This window comes from Pseudomonas sp. W5-36, assembly GCF_046540455.1.
Classification (GTDB): Bacteria; Pseudomonadota; Gammaproteobacteria; order Pseudomonadales; family Pseudomonadaceae; genus Aquipseudomonas; species Aquipseudomonas graminis_B.
This window is the reverse complement of the sequence record NZ_JAXCIQ010000003.1, coordinates 502,425-520,806: the sequence shown is the minus strand read 5'-3', so window position 1 is coordinate 520,806 and position 18,382 is coordinate 502,425. Positions and strand designations below refer to the sequence as shown.

The window sequence follows — 18,382 nt, the reverse complement described above, 5'->3', positions numbered from 1 at the left end:
GATGCTTCCTCGAACAGGCCTTATACATAGATGCAACCGGGTAGCAGTGTTCGAAAAGCAGGTTGAATGTGGGGGCGAGTCCATACATAGGACCGGCTTTAGCCGGGAAGGGGCCCGTCTGGACAATGGTTTTCTTGAATAGGAAGCCGAATTCAAGAAATAGAAAAGCCCCGGGTTTCCAGGCCGGGGCTTCCTCTATGGCTTCAACCTTGTCTCAGCGGTTGATTTTGATCTCGACGCGGCGGTTGAGCGCTCGGCCGTCGGCGGTTTTGTTGTCGGCCACTGGGCGGGCTTCGCCGTCACCTTCGACGGACACGAACGAGGCACGCGGGATGCCGGCACTGACGAGGTAGTCGGTCACCGATTGCGCGCGTTTTTGCGACAGTTTCTGGTTGTAGGCGTCGCTGCCCACGCTGTCGGTGTGGCCGCTGACGTGGAGTTGCACGTTCGGCGCTTCGGTTTTGAGTTTGGTCGCAACCATGTCCAGTTGCTGTTTGTCACCCGGTGTCAGGGTGGCTTTGTTGAACTCGAAGTGCACGTCACGGATGGTGATGATTTCTTCTTTCGGCAGCACCACCGGCGCGGCCATCGGTTCAGGGGCCGGTGTCACGATCGGGCAACCGGTGGCATCGACCGGGGTGCCTTTCGGTGTGTTCGGGCATTTGTCCAGGCTGTTGAGGACGCCATCGCCGTCATCATCGCCGTCCCCGTGGGTCCAGCAATATGCGCCTGCCATGACGCCCACTGCAGCACCGAAGCCTGCCGCCACCGACGCGCTCTGGAAAGCGCCGATCGCAGCGCCACTCAGCGCGCCCCCGGCCGCACACAGAGGCCAGTCGGTCTTTTGCAAACCCGCACATCCCGTCAATACACTGGTCACCAGAATCAGAGGTAACGCTGTCCGAATCATGCTCATACGTTTCTTCTCCTTTGGTATCGGCTAAAACCGACTGAAATGCAGTAAAGACGCGTGTGGGGCCGTTCGCCACCCGGATGACGGGGGTTTTACCGGATTTCACCGCACAACTCGGGCTCTTCTGTGCAGAACAGCCTTCCGCCTTCACTCCGTACGCGTCGTTGTAATGCGAAATGAAAGCCTGCAAGCACTAGGCCATTGAAGTTCAGCACGCTAACCTTGCCGCCTGAACGAGGATCTCCAATGACCGACCGCTTCTCCAGCCGCACGCCGCAACAGGCCTTGGCCGCCCTGCTCGACCTCTATGCGCCGAATCGTTTGCTGCTGGTTGGCGCCGAGACTTTCCCGGCGTTGCAGGCCTTTCAAGAAGCGCATCCGCAGACCGAGCTGGCCCACGCGGGGCCAGGTCTCTTACCCGCCGACCTGGCCGGACAGCGCTTCGATCTGGCGCTGGTGGTGGACTGCCTTGAACACATGCCCAAACGTACGGGCCTGGAGTTGTTGGGCGGTATCCGCAACCTCAATGCCAGCCGCATTGCCGTGCTGGCGGATCTTGATGCCTGCGGTTGGCAGTCCACGGATTTCTACTCGCTGGCACTGCAGGCCAGTGAACGGTTTTCCCGGGATGAACAAGTGCTCACGCTGTTCACCTACGATCTGCGCGAATACAAACAGGTGCCGGACTGGCTGAACGCGAAGTTCTGGGCCAATCCGGAGAATTACGGCAAGTACTGGTGGTGAGAAACGCATCATGAGCAGCGCAATATGCCCTTGCGGCAGCGGCAATCTTCTCGACGGTTGCTGCGGTCGCTATCACGCCGGTCAGCCCGCGCCGTGCGCCGAAGCGCTGATGCGTTCGCGCTACAGCGCTTATGTGCTGGGGTTGGTGGATTATTTGCTGGACACCACATTGCCGGCGCAACAGGCCGGGCTGGACCGTGACGCGATCAGCCAGTGGAGCGCCCGGAGCACCTGGCTGGGTCTGGAAGTCGAGGGTGCGGAGTTGATCGGCGGTCAGCCTGAACATGCATTCGTGACCTTCACCGCCCGCTGGCACGATGCCGACGGCGAGCATTGTCACCGCGAGCGCTCGGCGTTCGTGCAGCATGACAGACGCTGGTATTTCATCGACCCGACAGTGTCGATCAAAGCCGGTCGTAACGACGCCTGCCCTTGCGGCAGTCAGCAGAAATTCAAGAAGTGCTGTTCGGCTTATCTCACCTGACTTTTCCGCGACGCCAGTCACCACTCAGCGACAGGCAGTCCTCAGGCCAGCCTGATGTGGGAAACGTCCGGCACCAGCGCGTGCTCAACCGGCTTGTCCTGACCCAGATCAGCGCCGGCCGGTGCCAGGCTCAAGCCGGACAGGTCAAGCTGCGGCGCACGCGCCGGCATCTTCGGATCCTGCACGTCCTGGCCCGGTTCGGAGAGCGTGAAGTCCGGCGCCTCGACGTCCACAAATGCAGCCATGTACACATCGCGCGGCTTGACGCTGGCTTTGCGCGGCGGGGTGGCGTCGTTGGGCGGCGTCAGGCTTGACGCCTTGCGCGTCCAGGTCGGCTCGTCCGGCGGCGGCGCCAGTTCAACTTCTTCCACCTCGACCAGACCCGGCGCCTCCACAACCGGCACCATCGACACAACCTGGGCCATGGCCCCGGCGCGTTCGAGGGTCGAGCGGTACTTTTCGGCGGCGGCCTCATCGAGGTTGTTTTTCAGCACCAGCCGACGGCCGGAGAACAGCAACGCGATGCGCTGAGCGTCCGCCTGGAACAGCTTTGCCAGGTTGGCCTTGACCAGATCCGGCTGCGCGCCGGGCACCAGTTGGCCGGAAAATACGATTTCGTAGCGCTGCATGGTCAATACTCCTTCGACACATGGCGCGAGTATGGCGCAGGCTGTAGAGAACGGCGAGTCACGTGAAGTGGCGGTCAGACCGGGCATAAAAGGGAGCGACCCATGATGTTTGCAGCACACGTCCTCAGAATCGCAGGCCTCTTCGCGCTCCTGGCGCTGTCGGGCTGCTCGACCTGGATAACCGGCGGCTTCGAAGACCCCGACGTCAAGCTGCTGAAGGTGGAAGTGGTCAAGGCCAAGTTGCTGCGTCAGGACTTCAAGCTGCGCTTTCGGGTCGACAACCCCAATGACTCCAGCCTGTTGGTCCGCGGCCTGCGCTACAAAATCCTGCTCAACGACATGCTGCTTAGCGAAGGCGTCTACAGCGACTGGTTCATCGTCAAAGCCAACAGCCACAAAAACTTTTCCGTGCCGATCCGCACCAATCTGTGGGAACACCTCAAGGACATCTCCAAGGTGCTCGGCAAAGCCAATCAGCCGGTGCATTACCGGTTGGAAGGCAAGCTCAAGACCGGATTTTTATTCGGACACAGCGTGCGCATCGGGCGCAATGGCGACATAATCCCCGGCGATTTGATTCCGGAGTAACCCCATGAACCAGCAAGCCCACGTGCACGGTCCCGATTGTGACCACGATCACGACCATCACGATCACCACCATGACCACGGCCACGTGCACGGCCCGCATTGCGGCCACGCGCCTCAAGAGCCGGTCCGCAACACGCTCAAGGACGTCGGCCGCAACGACCCTTGCCCTTGCGGCAGCGAGAAAAAATTCAAGAAGTGCCACGGCGCGTAACGCTCTCGGATGCTTCCACGGCCTGAATCTTCAGGCCGTTTTTATTTGTGTGATCGACGCCCGAAGGGGTAAAAGAGCTCAAGCCTTAATGGCAGTCGTGATGACTTCACCTGGAGCGCGCAATGATCGATCTGCACTACTGGACCACCCCCAACGGCCACAAAGTCTCGATTTTCCTCGAAGAAGCGGGCCTGCCGTACAAAATTTTCCCGGTCAACATCGGCGCGAGCGAGCAGTTCGAAGCCGATTTTCTGAAGATTTCCCCCAACAACAAGATCCCGGCCATCGTCGACCACGAACCTGCTGACGGCGGCGAACCGCTGAGCCTGTTCGAGTCCGGCGCGATCCTGCTGTACCTGGCCGAGAAGACCGGCCGGTTCATTGCAACGGACCTGCGCGGCCGCGAGGAAACCCTGCAGTGGCTGTTCTGGCAAATGGGTGGCCTGGGCCCGATGGCCGGTCAGAATCACCATTTCAACCGGTTTGCCAAAGAGAAGATTCCCTACGCGATCAAGCGTTACGTCGACGAAACCGCGCGCTTGTATGGCGTGTTGAACGAACGTCTGGCCGATCGCAGCTTTGTGGCGGGCGAGGACTACGGCATCGCGGACATGGCGATCTATCCGTGGATCGTGCCTCACACGTTTCAGGAACAGAACCTGGATGACTTCCCGCACCTGAAGCGTTGGTTCGAGACGGTCGCCAATCGCGATGCAGTGAAGCGGGCCTATGCGCTGGCCGACAAGATCAATCCGCCGAAGCCATGAACGGACAGACGCCGCCTTCACCGTGGAGCGAAAATCGCGAAAATAAACTCCCTCCCCCGGCTTGCGTGGCGCTCGCCTGCTCTCTAACGTAGCGCCTTTTCTACGCACACCCCCCGCAGGAGCTTCATCATGGCCTCGCCAGCCCTTTCAACTCTGAAAACGCGCATGAGCGCGGCCGCTGCCATGATCGGACTTCTGAGCCTGGCCGGTTGCCAGCTGGGGGGTGAAGACCGCGACAGCCTGCCGCCTGCCAGCGGGGTGTTTGCCATTAAAGGGCTGGCACAGAACGTCTCGATTCGCCGCAACAACCTGGGCATGCCGCTGATTGAGAGCAGCACGTTCCATGACGCGCTGTTCACCCTCGGCTACGTTCACGCGACCGACCGCATCACCCAGATGATGCAAATGCGCTTGCTCGCCCAAGGCCGGCTGTCGGAAATCGCAGGGCCGGGCGCCCTCGACCTCGACCGCATGATGCGCGCCGCCAACCTCAAGCAGACTGCCGGCCAGCTGTATGCGGCCTCCTCGCCGCGCCTGAAACGCTTCTTCGAGGTGTACGCACGCGGCGTCAACGCCTACTTGTTCCGCTATCGCGACAAGCTGCCGGCTGACCTCGCCGATTCGGGTTACAAGCCTGAATACTGGAAGCCGGAAGACTCGGCGCTGATTTTCAGCCTGCTCAACTTCAGCCTGTCGGTGAACCTGCAGGAGGAGATTTCCTCCCTGGTGCTGGCGCAGAAAGTCGGGCCAGACAAGCTGGCCTGGCTGCTGCCAACCTATCCCGACGAGGAGTTGCCCTTTGCTGAAGCCGACAAGCTCAAGGGCCTGAATCTGGGCAGCCAGCTGGCGGGCCTGAGCGATCTGGACAAAGCGGCGCTGCAGCTTTCCGACCTCAACCTGCTGGGGGTTTCGGCGTCGAATAACTGGGTGATCTCACCGCAACGCGCGCGCGCTGGCAAAAGTCTGCTGGCCACTGACAGTCAACTGGCGCCGACTGTGCCGTCGATGTGGAATTTCGTACAGATCCGCTCGCCGAAATACCAGGCCGCCGGCGCCACCGTTGCGGGATTGCCGCTGGTCTTGTCCGGCTTCAACGGCAAACTGGCCTGGGGCATGGGCCCTGCAATGGGCGACAACCAGGACCTGTTCCTGGAGAAGCTCAAGCGTGAAAACAACCGGCTGATGGTGATGACCGACGGCAAATGGGTCGCGGCGGGAGCCCATGAGGAAACCTACTTCGTCAAAGGCCAAAGCCCGGTGCGCGAGCCCGCCTACGAAACACGCCATGGTGCACTGCTCAACGCAAGTTCTGCGCGGTTGGCCAGCGGCTTGGGCATCGCCCTGCAGACGCCCGATGCCAGAGACGACAAAACCCTCGATGCCCTCTTCGACCTGACCCGTGCGCCGAACGTGCAGCGGGCCTTCGACACCACCCGGGAAATCCGCGCCATCACCTTGAACATGGTGTTCGCCGATGCGTCGAACACCGGCTGGCAGGTGACCGGCAAATACCCGAACCGGCGCGACGGGCTCGGCCTGATTCCTTCGCCGGGCTGGGACGGCCGGTTCGACTGGGACGGCTATGCTGACGCGATGCTGCACCCGTACGATCAGGATTCGCAACAGGGCTGGATCGCCACCGCCAATCAACGCACGGTGCCGAAAGGCTATGGCATGCAGCTCTCCAATTCCTGGGATTATCCGGAGCGCGCCGAACGCATCGCCGAACTGGCCAGTGCCGGCAAGCAGGACACCCGCAGCACCGTCGCCATGCAATACGACCAGACCACGACCTTCGCCGCCAAACTGAAGAAAATGTTCTCCGCGCCCGGCATGTCAGTACCGCTGAAACAGGCCATTGACGCCCTGCCCGCACCAGAGCGCGACAAAGCCCGTGATGCGTTGACCCGCCTGATGGCGTTCGACGGCAGGTTGTCGCCGGGTTCGGCTGATGCGGCGATTTACGAATTGTTCCTGCAAGAAAGCGCCCGCCAGACTTTCCTCGACGAACTCGGCCCGGAGACCAGCCCTGCCTGGAAAGCGCTGGTGCAAAGTGCGGACCTGTCCTACTCGCCCCAGGCCGATCACCTGCTGGGCCGTGAAGACAGTCCGTATTGGGACGACGTGAAAACGCCGCAAAAAGAAGACAAACCCGCCATCCTCGCCCGCAGCCTGGCCGCTGCGATCACCCTCGGCGAAGCTCAACTCGGCGCCGATCACAAAGCCTGGCAGTGGGGCAAGTTGCACCAGATCACTTGGACCGCCCAAAGCGCCCAACTCAGCGCGGCGCTGGGGGGCAACAAGGCAAACATGATCAAAGGCCCGATCGCCACGGGCGGCGACCACACCACCCTGAACGCGTCGGGCTTCCACTGGGGCCAGGACTTCAACGCCGCCGTCGTACCGGCCATGCGCATCATCGTCGACTTCGCCCAGCAGGAACCGATGATGGCGCAAAACGCCGGGGGCCAATCCGGCAACCCCGCCAGCCCGTACAACGCCAACGGCATCGACCCCTGGATGAAAGGCCTCTACATGTCCGTCCCGATGCAACCGGAAAACTTCGAAAAAGCCTACGGCAAACAACGCCTGACGCTGACGCCCGGGAAGTAAATGGCCGAGCCATCCGGGATGACGCGGAGCGTCTCGGGATGCATTCCCACGCAGAGCGTGGGAACGATCAGTGTCAAGGCGCAAAAAATAGACGTCGCTCAACCCGGCCTCTTCCCGGCTGAAACCGGTCCTACCAAAAAATCGCATGCATCCAGTGAGATTGGCGCCGACTTAGGACCGGCTTTAGCCGGGAAGCTTTTGATCCGCTTTTGATCTTCAAACTCAAATAGCCCAGACACCGCCAAACGCGACTTTGGTGCAGGCTGAACGCAGGTCTCGCGGAGTGGGCCGAGCGGCATGGATGCCGCGAGAGCCGCCCCCCGCCATGGATGGCGGATGGCGGCGGGCCCACGGAGCGAGACCGGAGTGAAGGAACCCTGACGAAGGAAGGGCCAAACCAGGAGCAAGCACCCTTGGCTGCTCTTTAGAACAGAGAGGGGGGTGCTTTTCCAAGTGACTCGGCGAAGCCGAAACAGTCGAGCCGTTAGGCCGACGCTCTTGATCTTGATCTTGATCTAGCGTCAAAACCCCGAACTTCTGCGCCCCGCCACCGCTCTACCTGACAAGTCCCCAAACCCGGTTAACCCATGGATCTCGTCATTGCCCGCCCCGAAGGCCTCTACTGCCCGCCCGGTGATTTCTACATCGATCCATGGCGCCCGGTCGAACGCTCCGTCATCACCCACGCCCACGGCGACCACGCCCGCACCGGCAACGAACACTACCTCGCCGCCGCGCCCGGCGAAGGCATACTGCGCTCCCGACTGGGCCAGGACATCAACCTCCAGACCCTCGCCTATGGCGAAAGCATCACCCACCACGGCGTCAAACTCAGCCTCCACCCGGCCGGCCACGTCCTCGGCTCCGCCCAGGTCCGCCTCGAATACCAAGGCGAAGTCTGGGTGGCCTCCGGTGACTACAAAGTCGAACCCGACGGCACCTGCGAACCCTTCGAACCCGTGCGCTGCCACACCTTCATCACCGAATCCACCTTCGGCCTGCCGATCTACCGCTGGCAACCTCAGGCGGAAATCTTCGCCGGGGTCAACGAATGGTGGCGCGCCAATGCCGCCGCCGGCAAAGCCAGCGTCCTGTTCGCGTACTCATTTGGCAAAGCCCAACGCATCCTCCACGGCATCGACCCCAGCATCGGCCCGATCCTCGTCCACGGCGCCGTCGAACCGCTGAACCGCGTCTACCGCGAAGCCGGCGTGCGCATCCCCGAAACCCACTACGCCGGCGACTTCAAAAAAACCGACCCCGCGTTGCGCAGCGCCCTGATCGTCGCGCCACCCTCCGCCGGCGGCAGCACTTGGATGCGCCGCTTTGGCGAATTCAGCGACGCCTTCGCCAGCGGCTGGATGATGCTGCGCGGCACCCGACGTCGGCGCGGCGTCGACCGAGGCTTTGCCCTCTCCGACCACGCCGACTGGCCGGGCTTGCTCTGGGCCATCGAAAACACCGGCGCTGAACGAGTGATGGTCACCCACGGTTCAGTGGCCGTGCTGGTGCGCTATCTGCGCGAACTGGGCCTCGACGCCCAAGGCTTCAGCACCGAATACGGCGACGAAGAAGACGACGCAGCGGCCAAGACCGAATCTGCACCCGGCCCCGAATCGACAGGCGAGGCCTCCTCATGAAGGCCTTCGCCGAACTCTATTCGGACCTCGACGCTACCACCTCCAGTAACGCCAAGCTGGCGGCCATGCAGGCCTACTTCAGCAACGCCGCCCCCGAAGACGCCGCGTGGGCGGTGTACTTCCTGGCCGGCGGACGCCCACGGCAACTGGTGCCGACGCGCATGTTGCGTGAGCAGGCACTGTTATTGTCCGGCTTGCCGGAATGGCTGTTCGAGGAGAGCTATCAGGCGGTCGGCGATTTGGCGGAAACCCTGTCGCTGCTGCTACCCAAAGCCGAGCACAGCTCCGAAGAAGGCCTGGCCAGCTGGATGGAAAACCATCTGCTGCCCCTGCGTGGTCTGCCTCCGGAAGAGTTGCTCGAGCGTTTGCCGACGTTCTGGTCGCAACTGGACCCGCAAAGCCTGATGGTCTGCCTGAAACTGATCACTGGCAGTTTCCGCGTCGGTGTCTCCAAGCTGCTGGTGACACGGGCCCTCGCCGCGCTGGCCGATATCGACAGCAAGCGCGTGGCCCAGCGACTCGTGGGGTACACCGATCTTTCCCATCGCCCCAGCGCCGAAGGCTATTTAAAGCTCATCGCCGAAGAATCGGCCGACGAACACGCCCAACGCGGTGGCCAGCCGTACCCCTTCTTCCTCGCCCACGCGCTGCAGCAGCCGGTCGATCAGTTCGAGAACCTGCTGGGCGCCGCCGAAAACTGGCAGGTGGAATGGAAGTGGGACGGCATTCGCGCCCAAGTGGTCAAGCGTGAAGGTCGCTTGTGGATCTGGTCGCGGGGCGAAGAACTGGTCACGGATCGCTTCCCTGAACTGCACACCCTGGCTCAGTGCCTGCCCGACGGCACCGTCATCGATGGCGAGATTGTCGTCTGGAAAGCCGCGACGCCGGAGAATCCAGAGAGCGGCGAGTTCGCGCTGGACACCCCTGCGCCCGGCACACCTGGCGAAGCGACGCCGTCGGTACAACCCTTCGCCCTGCTGCAGCAGCGGATCGGACGCAAAACCCTGGGCAAGAAGATTCTGGAAGACGTGCCGGTCGTCGTGCTGGCTTACGACCTGCTGGAATGGGAAGGCCACGACTGGCGCAGTCGCCCGCAACATGAGCGCCGCACGCAGATGGAAAAAGTCATCGCCAGCGCCCAGAGCCCGGTATTGATGCCGTCCCCCGTGCTGACCGGCACTGACTGGCTCGACCTTGGCCGGCAGCGCGAGGCGTCCCGCAGTCTCGGTGTGGAAGGCATGATGCTCAAGGCACGGGACTCGATGTACGGCGTCGGGCGCACCAAGGACATGGGCGTCTGGTGGAAATGGAAGATGGACCCGTTCAGCGTCGACGCGGTGCTGATCTACGCCCAACGCGGTCACGGCCGCCGCGCCAGCCTGTACAGCGACTACACCTTTGCGGTCTGGGACGGCCCGCCGGAGTCCAGCGAACGGACGCTGGTGCCCTTCGCCAAAGCGTATTCGGGGCTGACCGACGAAGAGATGCGCAAAGTCGATGCAATCATCCGCAAGACCACCGTCGACAAATTCGGCCCGGTGCGAAGTGTTACCCCGACCCTGGTGTTCGAGCTGGGCTTCGAAGGCATCGCCCTGTCGAAACGGCACAAGAGCGGAATCGCGGTCAGGTTCCCCAGGATGCTGCGCTGGCGCCTGGACAAGCCCGTTGCCGAAGCCGACAGCCTGGCGACGCTGCAGGACCTGCTGGCCTGAGCACCGTCGCGGTGCGCGGGCCTGGCTTCGGTCCGCGTCGAATGCGCTGAAATGGGGCGCGCTGAAAAACGCACCCCTCAGCGACAAGCCCCGCCAGGCGTTTCGAATCTCCCCTCCATCACAACAAGCGCCGCTGGTCACCCCAAAGGCTGCAACTTTTTCGCCCACTCTCAACGGGATACGGCTACTCTGCCGATGCCTGCGGGGCCTCAAAAAAAGACAAAAGATGGCGCTAAGTCATCATTGCGACAACTCCGTACATTTAAAACGCGCGTTCGTTTCTTTGGTTCGGAAATTGCTGTCTATTTGCGGTCTGGCTTTTGCCGGTAGCAAGCCTTCGCGTGTTCCCAACGCTCAATTTGGTTTTAAGGACTGAACGATGAAAAAAGCATGGCTGACCCTTTCCGCTCTCGCCATCTGTCTGGCCGCCGGTAACGCAATGGCCAAGGAGTACAAGGAGCTGCGTTTCGGCGTCGATCCTTCCTACGCGCCCTTCGAATCCAAAGCCGCCGATGGCAGCCTGGTAGGCTTCGATATCGATCTGGGCAACGCGATTTGTGCTGAATTGAAGGTCAAGTGCAAGTGGGTCGAAAGCGACTTCGACGGCATGATCCCAGGCCTGAAAGCCAACAAGTTCGACGGCGTGATCTCCTCCATGACCGTGACCCCGGCCCGCGAGAAAGTCATCGACTTCTCCAGCGAACTGTTTTCCGGCCCTACCTCACTGGTCTACAAAAAAGGCTCCGGCCTGAGTGCTGACACGGCCTCGCTCAAAGGCAAAACCGTGGGTTACGAGCAAGGCACCATCCAGGAAGCCTACGCCAAGGCCGTTCTGGACAAGGCTGGCGTGAAAACCCAGGCCTACGCCAACCAGGATCAGGTCTATGCCGACCTCGTTTCGGGTCGTCTGGATGCCTCGGTTCAAGACATGCTGCAAGCCGAGCTGGGCTTCCTGAAATCGCCACAAGGCGGTGACTATGAAGTCAGCAAGCCTATCGACGATCCCCTGCTGCCAGCCAAAACCGCAGTCGGCATCTCGAAAGGTAACAAGGACCTGAAAGCGCTGTTGGACAAGGGTATCAAAGCGTTACACGACGACGGCAAGTACGCCGAGATCCAGAAGAAGCACTTCGGCGATCTGAATCTGTACAGCGGTAAATAAGCAAACAGACGCCCGTTGATTTCAGCCAGAATCCGTCGCTGAAGTTCACGGGCGTTTTTATTGACTGTATAGGTTGCACATGTTCGAAACTCTCCTGCAAAACCTGGGACTGTCAGCATTCAGCCTGAAAGGCTTCGGCCCGCTGTTGCTGCAAGGCACCTGGATGACCGTCAAATTATCGGTAATGTCGCTGCTGCTGGCCATTGTGCTCGGCCTGCTGGGCGCCAGTGCCAAACTGTCAAAAGCCGCCGTGCTGCGCGTTCCTGCCCAGATCTACACCACATTGATTCGTGGCGTACCGGACCTGGTGCTGATGCTGCTGATCTTCTACAGCCTGCAAACCTGGCTGACCACGCTCACCAATGCGATGGAATGGGATTACATCGAGATCGACCCTTTCTCTGCCGGCGTCATCACGTTGGGCTTCATCTATGGCGCGTACTTCACCGAGACCTTCCGCGGTGCGATTCTCGCCGTACCGCGCGGTCAGGTCGAAGCCGCCACGGCCTATGGGCTCAGCCGTTCGCAACGGTTTCGCATGGTGGTATTCCCGCAGATGATGCGCTTCGCCCTGCCCGGCATCGGCAACAACTGGCAAGTGGTGCTCAAGGCCACCGCGCTGGTGTCGATCATCGGTCTGGCCGACTTGGTCAAAGCCGCGCAGGACGCGGGTAAAAGCACCTATCAGCTGTTCTACTTCCTGGTAATCGCCGCACTGATCTATCTGGTCATCACCAGCGTGTCCAACTTCGCCCTGCGCTGGGCCGAACGGCGTTATGCCGCCGGCAGCCGGGAGGCTCAACGATGATCGAGTTGCTGCAAGAATACTGGCGCGCCTTCCTTTATACGGACGGCCAGAACATCACCGGCCTGGCCATGACGATGTGGCTGCTCAGTGCCTCCATCGCCATTGGCTTCATCGTTTCGATTCCGCTGTCCATCGCCCGCGTGTCGCGCAATCCGCTGGTGCGCTGGCCGGTGCAGTTCTACACCTACCTCTTCCGTGGAACGCCGCTGTATATCCAGTTGCTGATTTGCTACACCGGCATCTACAGCATCGCTGCCGTGCGTGAGCAGCCCATGCTCGGCGCGTTCTTCCGGGACGCGATGAACTGCACGATCCTCGCCTTCGCTTTGAACACCTGCGCCTACACCACCGAAATCTTCGCCGGTGCGATTCGCAGCATGAACCACGGCGAAGTCGAGGCGGCCAAGGCTTACGGCCTGACCGGCTGGCGCTTGTACACCTACGTCATCATGCCGTCGGCACTGCGCCGTTCGCTGCCTTATTACAGCAACGAAGTGATCCTGATGCTGCACTCGACCACCGTGGCTTTCACCGCCACCGTGCCGGACATCCTCAAGGTCGCGCGGGACGCCAACTCGGCCACCTTCCTGACGTTCCAGTCGTTCGGTATCGCGGCGCTGATCTACCTCACGGTCACGTTCATTCTGGTAGGCCTGTTCCGATTGGCTGAACGCCGCTGGCTGGCCTTCCTCGGCCCGACTCACTAGGAACCCTGCATGCGACACCAGACCCATGATCTGCTGGCCCCGGTGCCTGGCACCGCGCGGCAGATCCATAGCTTTCACTACGGCCCGGAACACGGCGCCTGCAAGGTTTACATCCAGTCGTCCCTGCACGCCGACGAGCTGCCGGGCATGCTGGTGTCCTGGTACTTGAAGCAACGGCTGGCCGAGCTTGAAAACGCCGGCCAGTTGCTCGGCGAGGTGGTGGTCGTTCCGGTGGCCAACCCCGTCGGGCTGGAGCAGGTCCTGATGGACATGCCGCTGGGCCGTTACGAGCTTGAAAGCGGACAGAACTTCAACCGCCGCTTCGTCGACCTCGGTCAGCAGGTGGGCGATGAAGTCGAAGCGCTGCTGACGGATGATTCCCGGCACAACGTCGCACTGATTCGCAAAACCTTGCTGGGCGCACTGAATAACTGCGTCGGCAGCACCCAACTGGAGTCCCAGCGCCTGACGCTGCAGCGCCTGGCCTGTGACGCTGATGTGGTGCTGGACCTGCATTGCGATTTCGAATCCGTCGAGCACTTGTACACCACGCCTGAGGCCTGGCCCCAGGTCGAAGCGCTGTCGCGTTATCTCGGCGCACAGGCAAGCCTGCTGGCCACCGACTCCGGCGGACAGTCGTTCGATGAATGCTTCACGCTGGTCTGGTGGCAACTGCAGCAGCGCTTTGCCAAGCACTTCCCGATTCCTATGGGCAGCTTTTCCGTCACCCTGGAGTTGCGCGGCCAGGGCGATGTCAATCACGCCCTCGCCAGCCGCGACTGTCAGGCGATCATCAGCTACCTGATGCACCACGGCGCCATTGCCGGGGAGCCGGTTGCGCCACCCCAACTGATTTACCCGGCGACCCCGCTGGCGGGCGTCGAACCGGTTGCCACGCCTGTCGGTGGTCTGCTGGTGTTCTGCGCACTGCCCGGCGAATACGTCGAGGCGGGGCAATTGATCGCTGAGGTCATCGACCCGATCAGCGACGCAGTGACCCCGATCCACACGGCCAACGCTGGCCTTATGTACGCCCGCTCATTGCGACGCATGGCAACCGCCGGCATGGTCATCGCCCATGTCGCCGGCACCGAAGCCTACCGCAGCGGCTACTTACTTTCTCCTTGAGGACTGCCCTTCATGTACAAACTGACCATCGATGGCCTGCATAAAAGCTACGGTGACCACGAGGTGCTCAAAGGGGTGTCGCTGAAGGCCAGCGTCGGCGACGTGATTTGTCTGATCGGCGCCAGCGGCTCTGGCAAGAGCACGTTCCTGCGCTGCATCAATTTTCTCGAGCAACCCAATGACGGCGCCATGAGCCTGGACGGCCAGCCCGTGCGCATGGTCAGCGACACCGGCGGCATGCGCGTCGCCGACCCGGCCGAGCTGCAGCGGATTCGCACGAGGCTGGCGATGGTGTTCCAGCACTTCAACCTGTGGAGCCACATGACGGTGCTGGAAAACATCACCATGGCCCCGCGGCGGGTACTGGGCGTGTCGAAGGTGGAGGCTGAGGCCCGCGCACGCAAATACCTGGACAAGGTCGGGCTGCCGGCGCGTGTCGCCGATCAATACCCCGCGTTCCTGTCCGGTGGCCAGCAGCAGCGCGTGGCCATCGCCCGCGCGCTGGCGATGGAACCGGAAATCATGCTGTTCGACGAGCCGACTTCAGCCCTCGACCCTGAGCTGGTCGGCGAAGTGTTGAAAGTGATTCAGGGCCTCGCTGAAGAGGGCCGGACCATGATTCTGGTGACCCACGAAATGGGCTTCGCCCGCAAGGTCGCCAATCAGGTGGTGTTCCTGCACCAGGGCCAGATTGAGGAAATGGGCCACCCGGACGACGTGTTGGGCAGCCCGAAGAGCGAGCGCTTGCAGCAGTTTTTGAGCGGGAATCTTAAGTAGCCGCCTGCTGCCGGCCTGACACCCCGCCTCAGTGCGGGATACGCATCACTTGTGGGAGCGACCGGGGTGGCGTTCCACCTTGCTCGCGAAGGCTATGGTTCAGCCACCAGAGATTCTTTGGCTGTACTGGCCTCTTCGCGAGCAAGCTCGCTGCCACAAGTATGCAGTCAAGCCTTGCCAACGCGTAGCCCGCTCCCAAACCGATCCAAACGGATATTCCATCAAACTATTCCACGCTCTGAGCGGTCTCTGACTTAACCCCTTCCCAGAGCCTGCGCATGCCAAAAGCCGTCAATTTCGCCAAGCGCTGGTTTGCCGAGCGTGGCTGGAAACCCTTCCCCTTCCAGAAAGAAGTCTGGGCCGCCGTGGCTCGCGGCGAGTCGGGCTTGCTGCACGCCAGCACGGGCGCGGGCAAGACCTACTCGGTGTGGTTCGCCGCCCTCAACCAGTTCGCCCGGCCTGCACCCGAATCGACCGAGCAGAAGCCGCGCAAGCGCAAGCCCGTCGCCGCTCCCCTGAGCATGCTGTGGATCACGCCCATGCGCGCCCTCGCCGCCGATACCGCCCGTGCACTGGAAGGCCCGCTGCAGGATTTGCAGATCCCGTGGAGTGTTGGCCTGCGCACCGGCGACACCAGCAGCAGCGAGCGCGCCAAACAGGGCCGGCGCCTGCCGTCCGCGCTGATCACCACGCCGGAGAGCCTGACGCTGCTGCTGACCCGCGCCGATGCCCAGGCGACGATGTCGACGCTGAAGATGGTCGTGGTCGATGAATGGCACGAGCTGATCGGCAACAAGCGCGGCATTCAGCTGCAACTGGCCCTGGCCCGGCTGCGTCAGTGGAATCCTGAATTGGTCGTCTGGGGCCTTTCCGCGACCCTCGGCAATCAAGCCCACGCGCAACAGGTGCTGGTGGGCGACCACGGCACCACCGTCCATGGCAAAGTGGTCAAAAAATTGATCGTCGACACGTTGCTGCCGCCCTCCATCGAACGCTTCCCCTGGGCCGGACATATGGGGCTGCGCATGCTGCCGCAGGTGCTGGCCGAGGTCGACAGCAGTTCCAGTTGCCTGCTGTTCACCAATACCCGGGCACAGTCGGAAGTCTGGTATCAAGCGCTGCTGGAAGCCCGCCCGGAATGGGCCGGGTTGATCGCGCTGCACCACGGCTCGCTGTCCCGTGAGGTCCGCGACTGGGTTGAACGCGCGCTGAAAGAAGGCCACCTGAAAGCTGTGGTCTGCACCTCCAGTCTCGATTTAGGCGTGGATTTTCTGCCAGTCGAGCGCGTACTGCAGATCGGTTCGGCCAAGGGCGTCGCGCGGCTGATGCAGCGTGCGGGACGCTCGGGCCACGCGCCGGGCCGCCCGTCACGGGTCACGCTGGTGCCGACCCATAGCCTGGAGCTGGTAGAAGCCGCCGCTGCCCGCGACGCCGTCAACGCGCGTCTGATAGAACCCCGGGAATCACCCTACAAACCGCTGGATGTCCTCGTGCAACATCTGGTGAGCATGGCCCTCGGTGGCGGCTTTATGCCCGACGCGCTACTGGCCGAAGTTCGCACCGCCTGGGCCTATCGCGACCTCACCGACGAGGAGTGGGAGTGGGCTTTGGCTTTCGTGCGCTACGGCGGCCTGTCACTGACGGCCTACCCTGATTATCGACGCGTCGAGCCTGACGAAGACGGCATCTGGCGCGTCCCCGATGCCCGCCTGGCCCGCCGCCACCGCATGAGCGTGGGCACCATCGTCAGCGAAGCCAGCATCAACGTGAAGTACTGGAGCAAGGGCGGCGGAGGTGGATCCCTCGGCAGCGTCGAAGAGGGCTTCATCGCTCGCTTGAAACCCGGAGACGGGTTTCTGTTCAGCGGTCGGCTGCTGGAACTGGTGCGCGTGGAGAACATGACCGCGTACGTGAAAAAGGCTACGGGCAAAAAAGCCGCCGTCCCACGCTGGAATGGCGGACGGATGCCGCTCTCCAACGAACTGGCAGACGCCGTTGTCGAAAAATTCGATGCCGCTGCCCGGGGCGATTTCAGCAGCCCCGAGATGCACATCGTCAGCCCGCTGCTGGAAGTGCAGCGGCAATGGTCAGCCTTGCCACGCAAGGACACGCTGCTGGCGGAAGTCTTGAAGTCCCGCGAAGGCTGGCATCTGTTTCTTTATCCCTTCGCCGGGCGCCATGTGCACCTGGGGCTGGCGAGCCTGCTGGCGTGGCGACTGAGCCGCGACACGCCACTGACCTTCTCCATCGCCGTGAACGACTACGGCCTCGAGCTGCTCAGCGCCACCCCGATCGACTGGAACGAGCGCCTGACGACCCAGCTGTTCTCCGAAGACGAGCTATTGGCCGATATCATTGCCAGCCTGAACGCCGGCGAACTGGCGCTGCGCCGTTTCCGCGAAATTGCCCGCATCGCCGGGCTGGTGTTCTCCGGCTACCCCGGCGCGCCGAAGAGCAACCGACAGCTCCAGGCGTCGAGCGGATTGTTCTTCGAAGTATTCAAACAATACGACGCCGGCAACCTGCTGCTGACGCAAGCTCAAGAGGAAGTGTTGCGGCAGGAGCTGGACGTGGCCCGTCTCGAACAAACCCTGAGCCGTATCAACAATCGAACCCTGGATTTGCACGTGATCAAACGCCCCACCCCGCTGGCCTTCCCGCTGCTGGTAGAACGCATGCGCGAAAGCCTCAGCACCGAAAAACTCTCCGACCGTATCGCACGGATGGTCAACGATCTCGAGAAAGCCGCCGGGCCTGAGGTCATGACGTGAGGCCGTATCTGTCGATTCAGCTGGCAGGTGCGGAGTTGTGGTTACTGGCGGACAAAGCGATTTACTACCCGGCCGAGCGGGCGCTGTTGATCGCCGACGCTCACTTTGGCAAGGCTGCTGCCTACCGACGGTTGGGTCAGCCAGTGCCCCACGGCACCACCGACGATAACCTTCAGCGCCTGGATGCACTTCTGGCGAGCTATGACTGCGACCGGTTGATCTTTCTGGGGGACTTTTTGCACGCCCCAGAATCCCACGCGGCCGGCACGCTGTCGGCCATTCAGGCATGGCGCGACAAGCATGAGAGTCTGGCGATCACTCTGATTCGGGGTAACCATGACAAGCGTGCCGGCGACCCACCCCCGGAATTGCGCATGGACATCGTCGAGGAACCGATGTTCATGGGGCCGTATGCGCTTCAGCACGAACCCGACCCACACCCTGACTTTCATGTTTTAGCGGGCCATGTACATCCTGCCTACCGGCTGTACGGACGAGGACGACAGCGCTTGCGGCTGCCGTGTTTCTACGTATTGCCACGCGTGAGTCTGCTGCCGGCGTTTGGCGCGTTTACAGGCGGCATGAACATCGAGCGGGCGGAAAACAGCAGGGTTTACGTGGTGGGGGATGGGGCGGTATGGGAGGCGGTTTGAACACCAAGCCGAACAATCGACGAGGCACGCTCTGGTGACTTACCGGGTCGAACCAAGTGGGCGCGACTGAGTTGG

At 62.0% G+C, this 18,382-nt stretch carries 17 protein-coding genes; 15 read left to right on the top strand and 2 right to left on the bottom strand.

Annotated features, from left to right (window positions below):
- Positions 1–214: 214 nt before the first annotated feature.
- On the bottom strand, positions 215–916 hold the full coding sequence (locus tag SLW74_RS08305) for an OmpA family protein (RefSeq protein WP_410928585.1): 702 nt from the start codon (positions 914–916) through the stop codon (positions 215–217).
- Between the two features lie 243 nt (positions 917–1,159).
- On the opposite strand from SLW74_RS08305, the gene SLW74_RS08300 reads away from it, so the two are divergent.
- Both SLW74_RS08300 and SLW74_RS08295 read left to right on the top strand, forming a co-directional pair.
- Positions 1,160–1,657 carry a DUF6231 family protein gene (locus tag SLW74_RS08300; protein ID WP_065992593.1) on the top strand — a complete coding sequence of 166 codons (498 nt, stop codon included), beginning with the start codon at positions 1,160–1,162 and terminating at the stop codon, positions 1,655–1,657.
- A 10-nt stretch (positions 1,658–1,667) separates the two neighbouring features.
- On the top strand, positions 1,668–2,141 hold the full coding sequence (locus SLW74_RS08295; protein WP_065992592.1) for a YchJ family protein: 474 nt from the start codon (positions 1,668–1,670) through the stop codon (positions 2,139–2,141).
- Positions 2,142–2,182: 41 nt separating this feature from the next.
- Here the strand turns inward: SLW74_RS08295 and SLW74_RS08290 are convergent, their stop codons facing one another.
- Complete coding sequence (locus SLW74_RS08290) at positions 2,183–2,770, bottom strand: hypothetical protein (protein ID WP_410928584.1); 588 nt, start codon at positions 2,768–2,770, stop codon at positions 2,183–2,185.
- Positions 2,771–2,872: 102 nt separating this feature from the next.
- On the opposite strand from SLW74_RS08290, the gene SLW74_RS08285 reads away from it, so the two are divergent.
- The 13 genes from SLW74_RS08285 to pdeM all read left to right on the top strand — a co-directional run bounded on the left by SLW74_RS08285 (position 2,873) and on the right by pdeM (position 18,307).
- On the top strand, positions 2,873–3,358 hold the full coding sequence (locus tag SLW74_RS08285; RefSeq protein WP_065992587.1) for an LEA type 2 family protein: 486 nt from the start codon (positions 2,873–2,875) through the stop codon (positions 3,356–3,358).
- 4 nt (positions 3,359–3,362) lie between these two features.
- A complete protein-coding gene (locus SLW74_RS08280) occupies positions 3,363–3,569 on the top strand; it encodes an SEC-C metal-binding domain-containing protein (protein ID WP_065992586.1) in 207 nt (68 codons plus the stop codon).
- Between the two features lie 122 nt (positions 3,570–3,691).
- Positions 3,692–4,336 carry a glutathione binding-like protein gene (locus tag SLW74_RS08275; RefSeq protein WP_410928583.1) on the top strand — a complete coding sequence of 215 codons (645 nt, stop codon included), beginning with the start codon at positions 3,692–3,694 and terminating at the stop codon, positions 4,334–4,336.
- Between the two features lie 129 nt (positions 4,337–4,465).
- Positions 4,466–6,949, top strand: a complete 2,484-nt coding sequence (locus SLW74_RS08270) for a penicillin acylase family protein (RefSeq protein WP_410928582.1) — start codon at positions 4,466–4,468, stop codon at positions 6,947–6,949.
- A gap of 587 nt (positions 6,950–7,536) precedes the next feature.
- Positions 7,537–8,589 (top strand): ligase-associated DNA damage response exonuclease, encoded by a 1,053-nt coding sequence (locus SLW74_RS08265; protein ID WP_410928581.1) that lies wholly within the window; start codon positions 7,537–7,539, stop codon positions 8,587–8,589.
- On the top strand, positions 8,586–10,301 hold the full coding sequence (locus SLW74_RS08260) for an ATP-dependent DNA ligase (RefSeq protein ID WP_410928580.1): 1,716 nt from the start codon (positions 8,586–8,588) through the stop codon (positions 10,299–10,301). The genes SLW74_RS08265 and SLW74_RS08260 overlap by 4 nt, the downstream gene beginning before the upstream one ends.
- Positions 10,302–10,680: 379 nt before the next feature.
- Complete coding sequence (locus SLW74_RS08255) at positions 10,681–11,463, top strand: transporter substrate-binding domain-containing protein (protein WP_065992580.1); 783 nt, start codon at positions 10,681–10,683, stop codon at positions 11,461–11,463.
- 79 nt (positions 11,464–11,542) lie between these two features.
- Positions 11,543–12,271: an ABC transporter permease gene (locus tag SLW74_RS08250; protein ID WP_065992578.1), complete on the top strand. Its 729-nt coding sequence runs from the start codon at positions 11,543–11,545 to the stop codon at positions 12,269–12,271.
- Positions 12,268–12,978, top strand: a complete 711-nt coding sequence (locus SLW74_RS08245; RefSeq protein ID WP_065992577.1) for an ABC transporter permease — start codon at positions 12,268–12,270, stop codon at positions 12,976–12,978. Before SLW74_RS08250 ends, SLW74_RS08245 begins: the two co-directional genes overlap by 4 nt.
- Positions 12,979–12,987: 9 nt before the next feature.
- Positions 12,988–14,106 carry a succinylglutamate desuccinylase/aspartoacylase family protein gene (locus SLW74_RS08240; protein ID WP_410928579.1) on the top strand — a complete coding sequence of 373 codons (1,119 nt, stop codon included), beginning with the start codon at positions 12,988–12,990 and terminating at the stop codon, positions 14,104–14,106.
- Between the two features lie 12 nt (positions 14,107–14,118).
- Positions 14,119–14,883 carry an ABC transporter ATP-binding protein gene (locus SLW74_RS08235; RefSeq protein WP_065992575.1) on the top strand — a complete coding sequence of 255 codons (765 nt, stop codon included), beginning with the start codon at positions 14,119–14,121 and terminating at the stop codon, positions 14,881–14,883.
- Positions 14,884–15,161: 278 nt separating this feature from the next.
- The gene (locus SLW74_RS08230) at positions 15,162–17,654 is read left to right on the top strand and encodes a ligase-associated DNA damage response DEXH box helicase (RefSeq protein ID WP_410928578.1); all 2,493 of its coding nucleotides are present in this window, start codon (positions 15,162–15,164) and stop codon (positions 17,652–17,654) included.
- Positions 17,651–18,307, top strand: a complete 657-nt coding sequence (gene pdeM, locus SLW74_RS08225; protein ID WP_410928577.1) for a ligase-associated DNA damage response endonuclease PdeM — start codon at positions 17,651–17,653, stop codon at positions 18,305–18,307. Before SLW74_RS08230 ends, pdeM begins: the two co-directional genes overlap by 4 nt.
- Positions 18,308–18,382 lie beyond the last annotated feature (75 nt).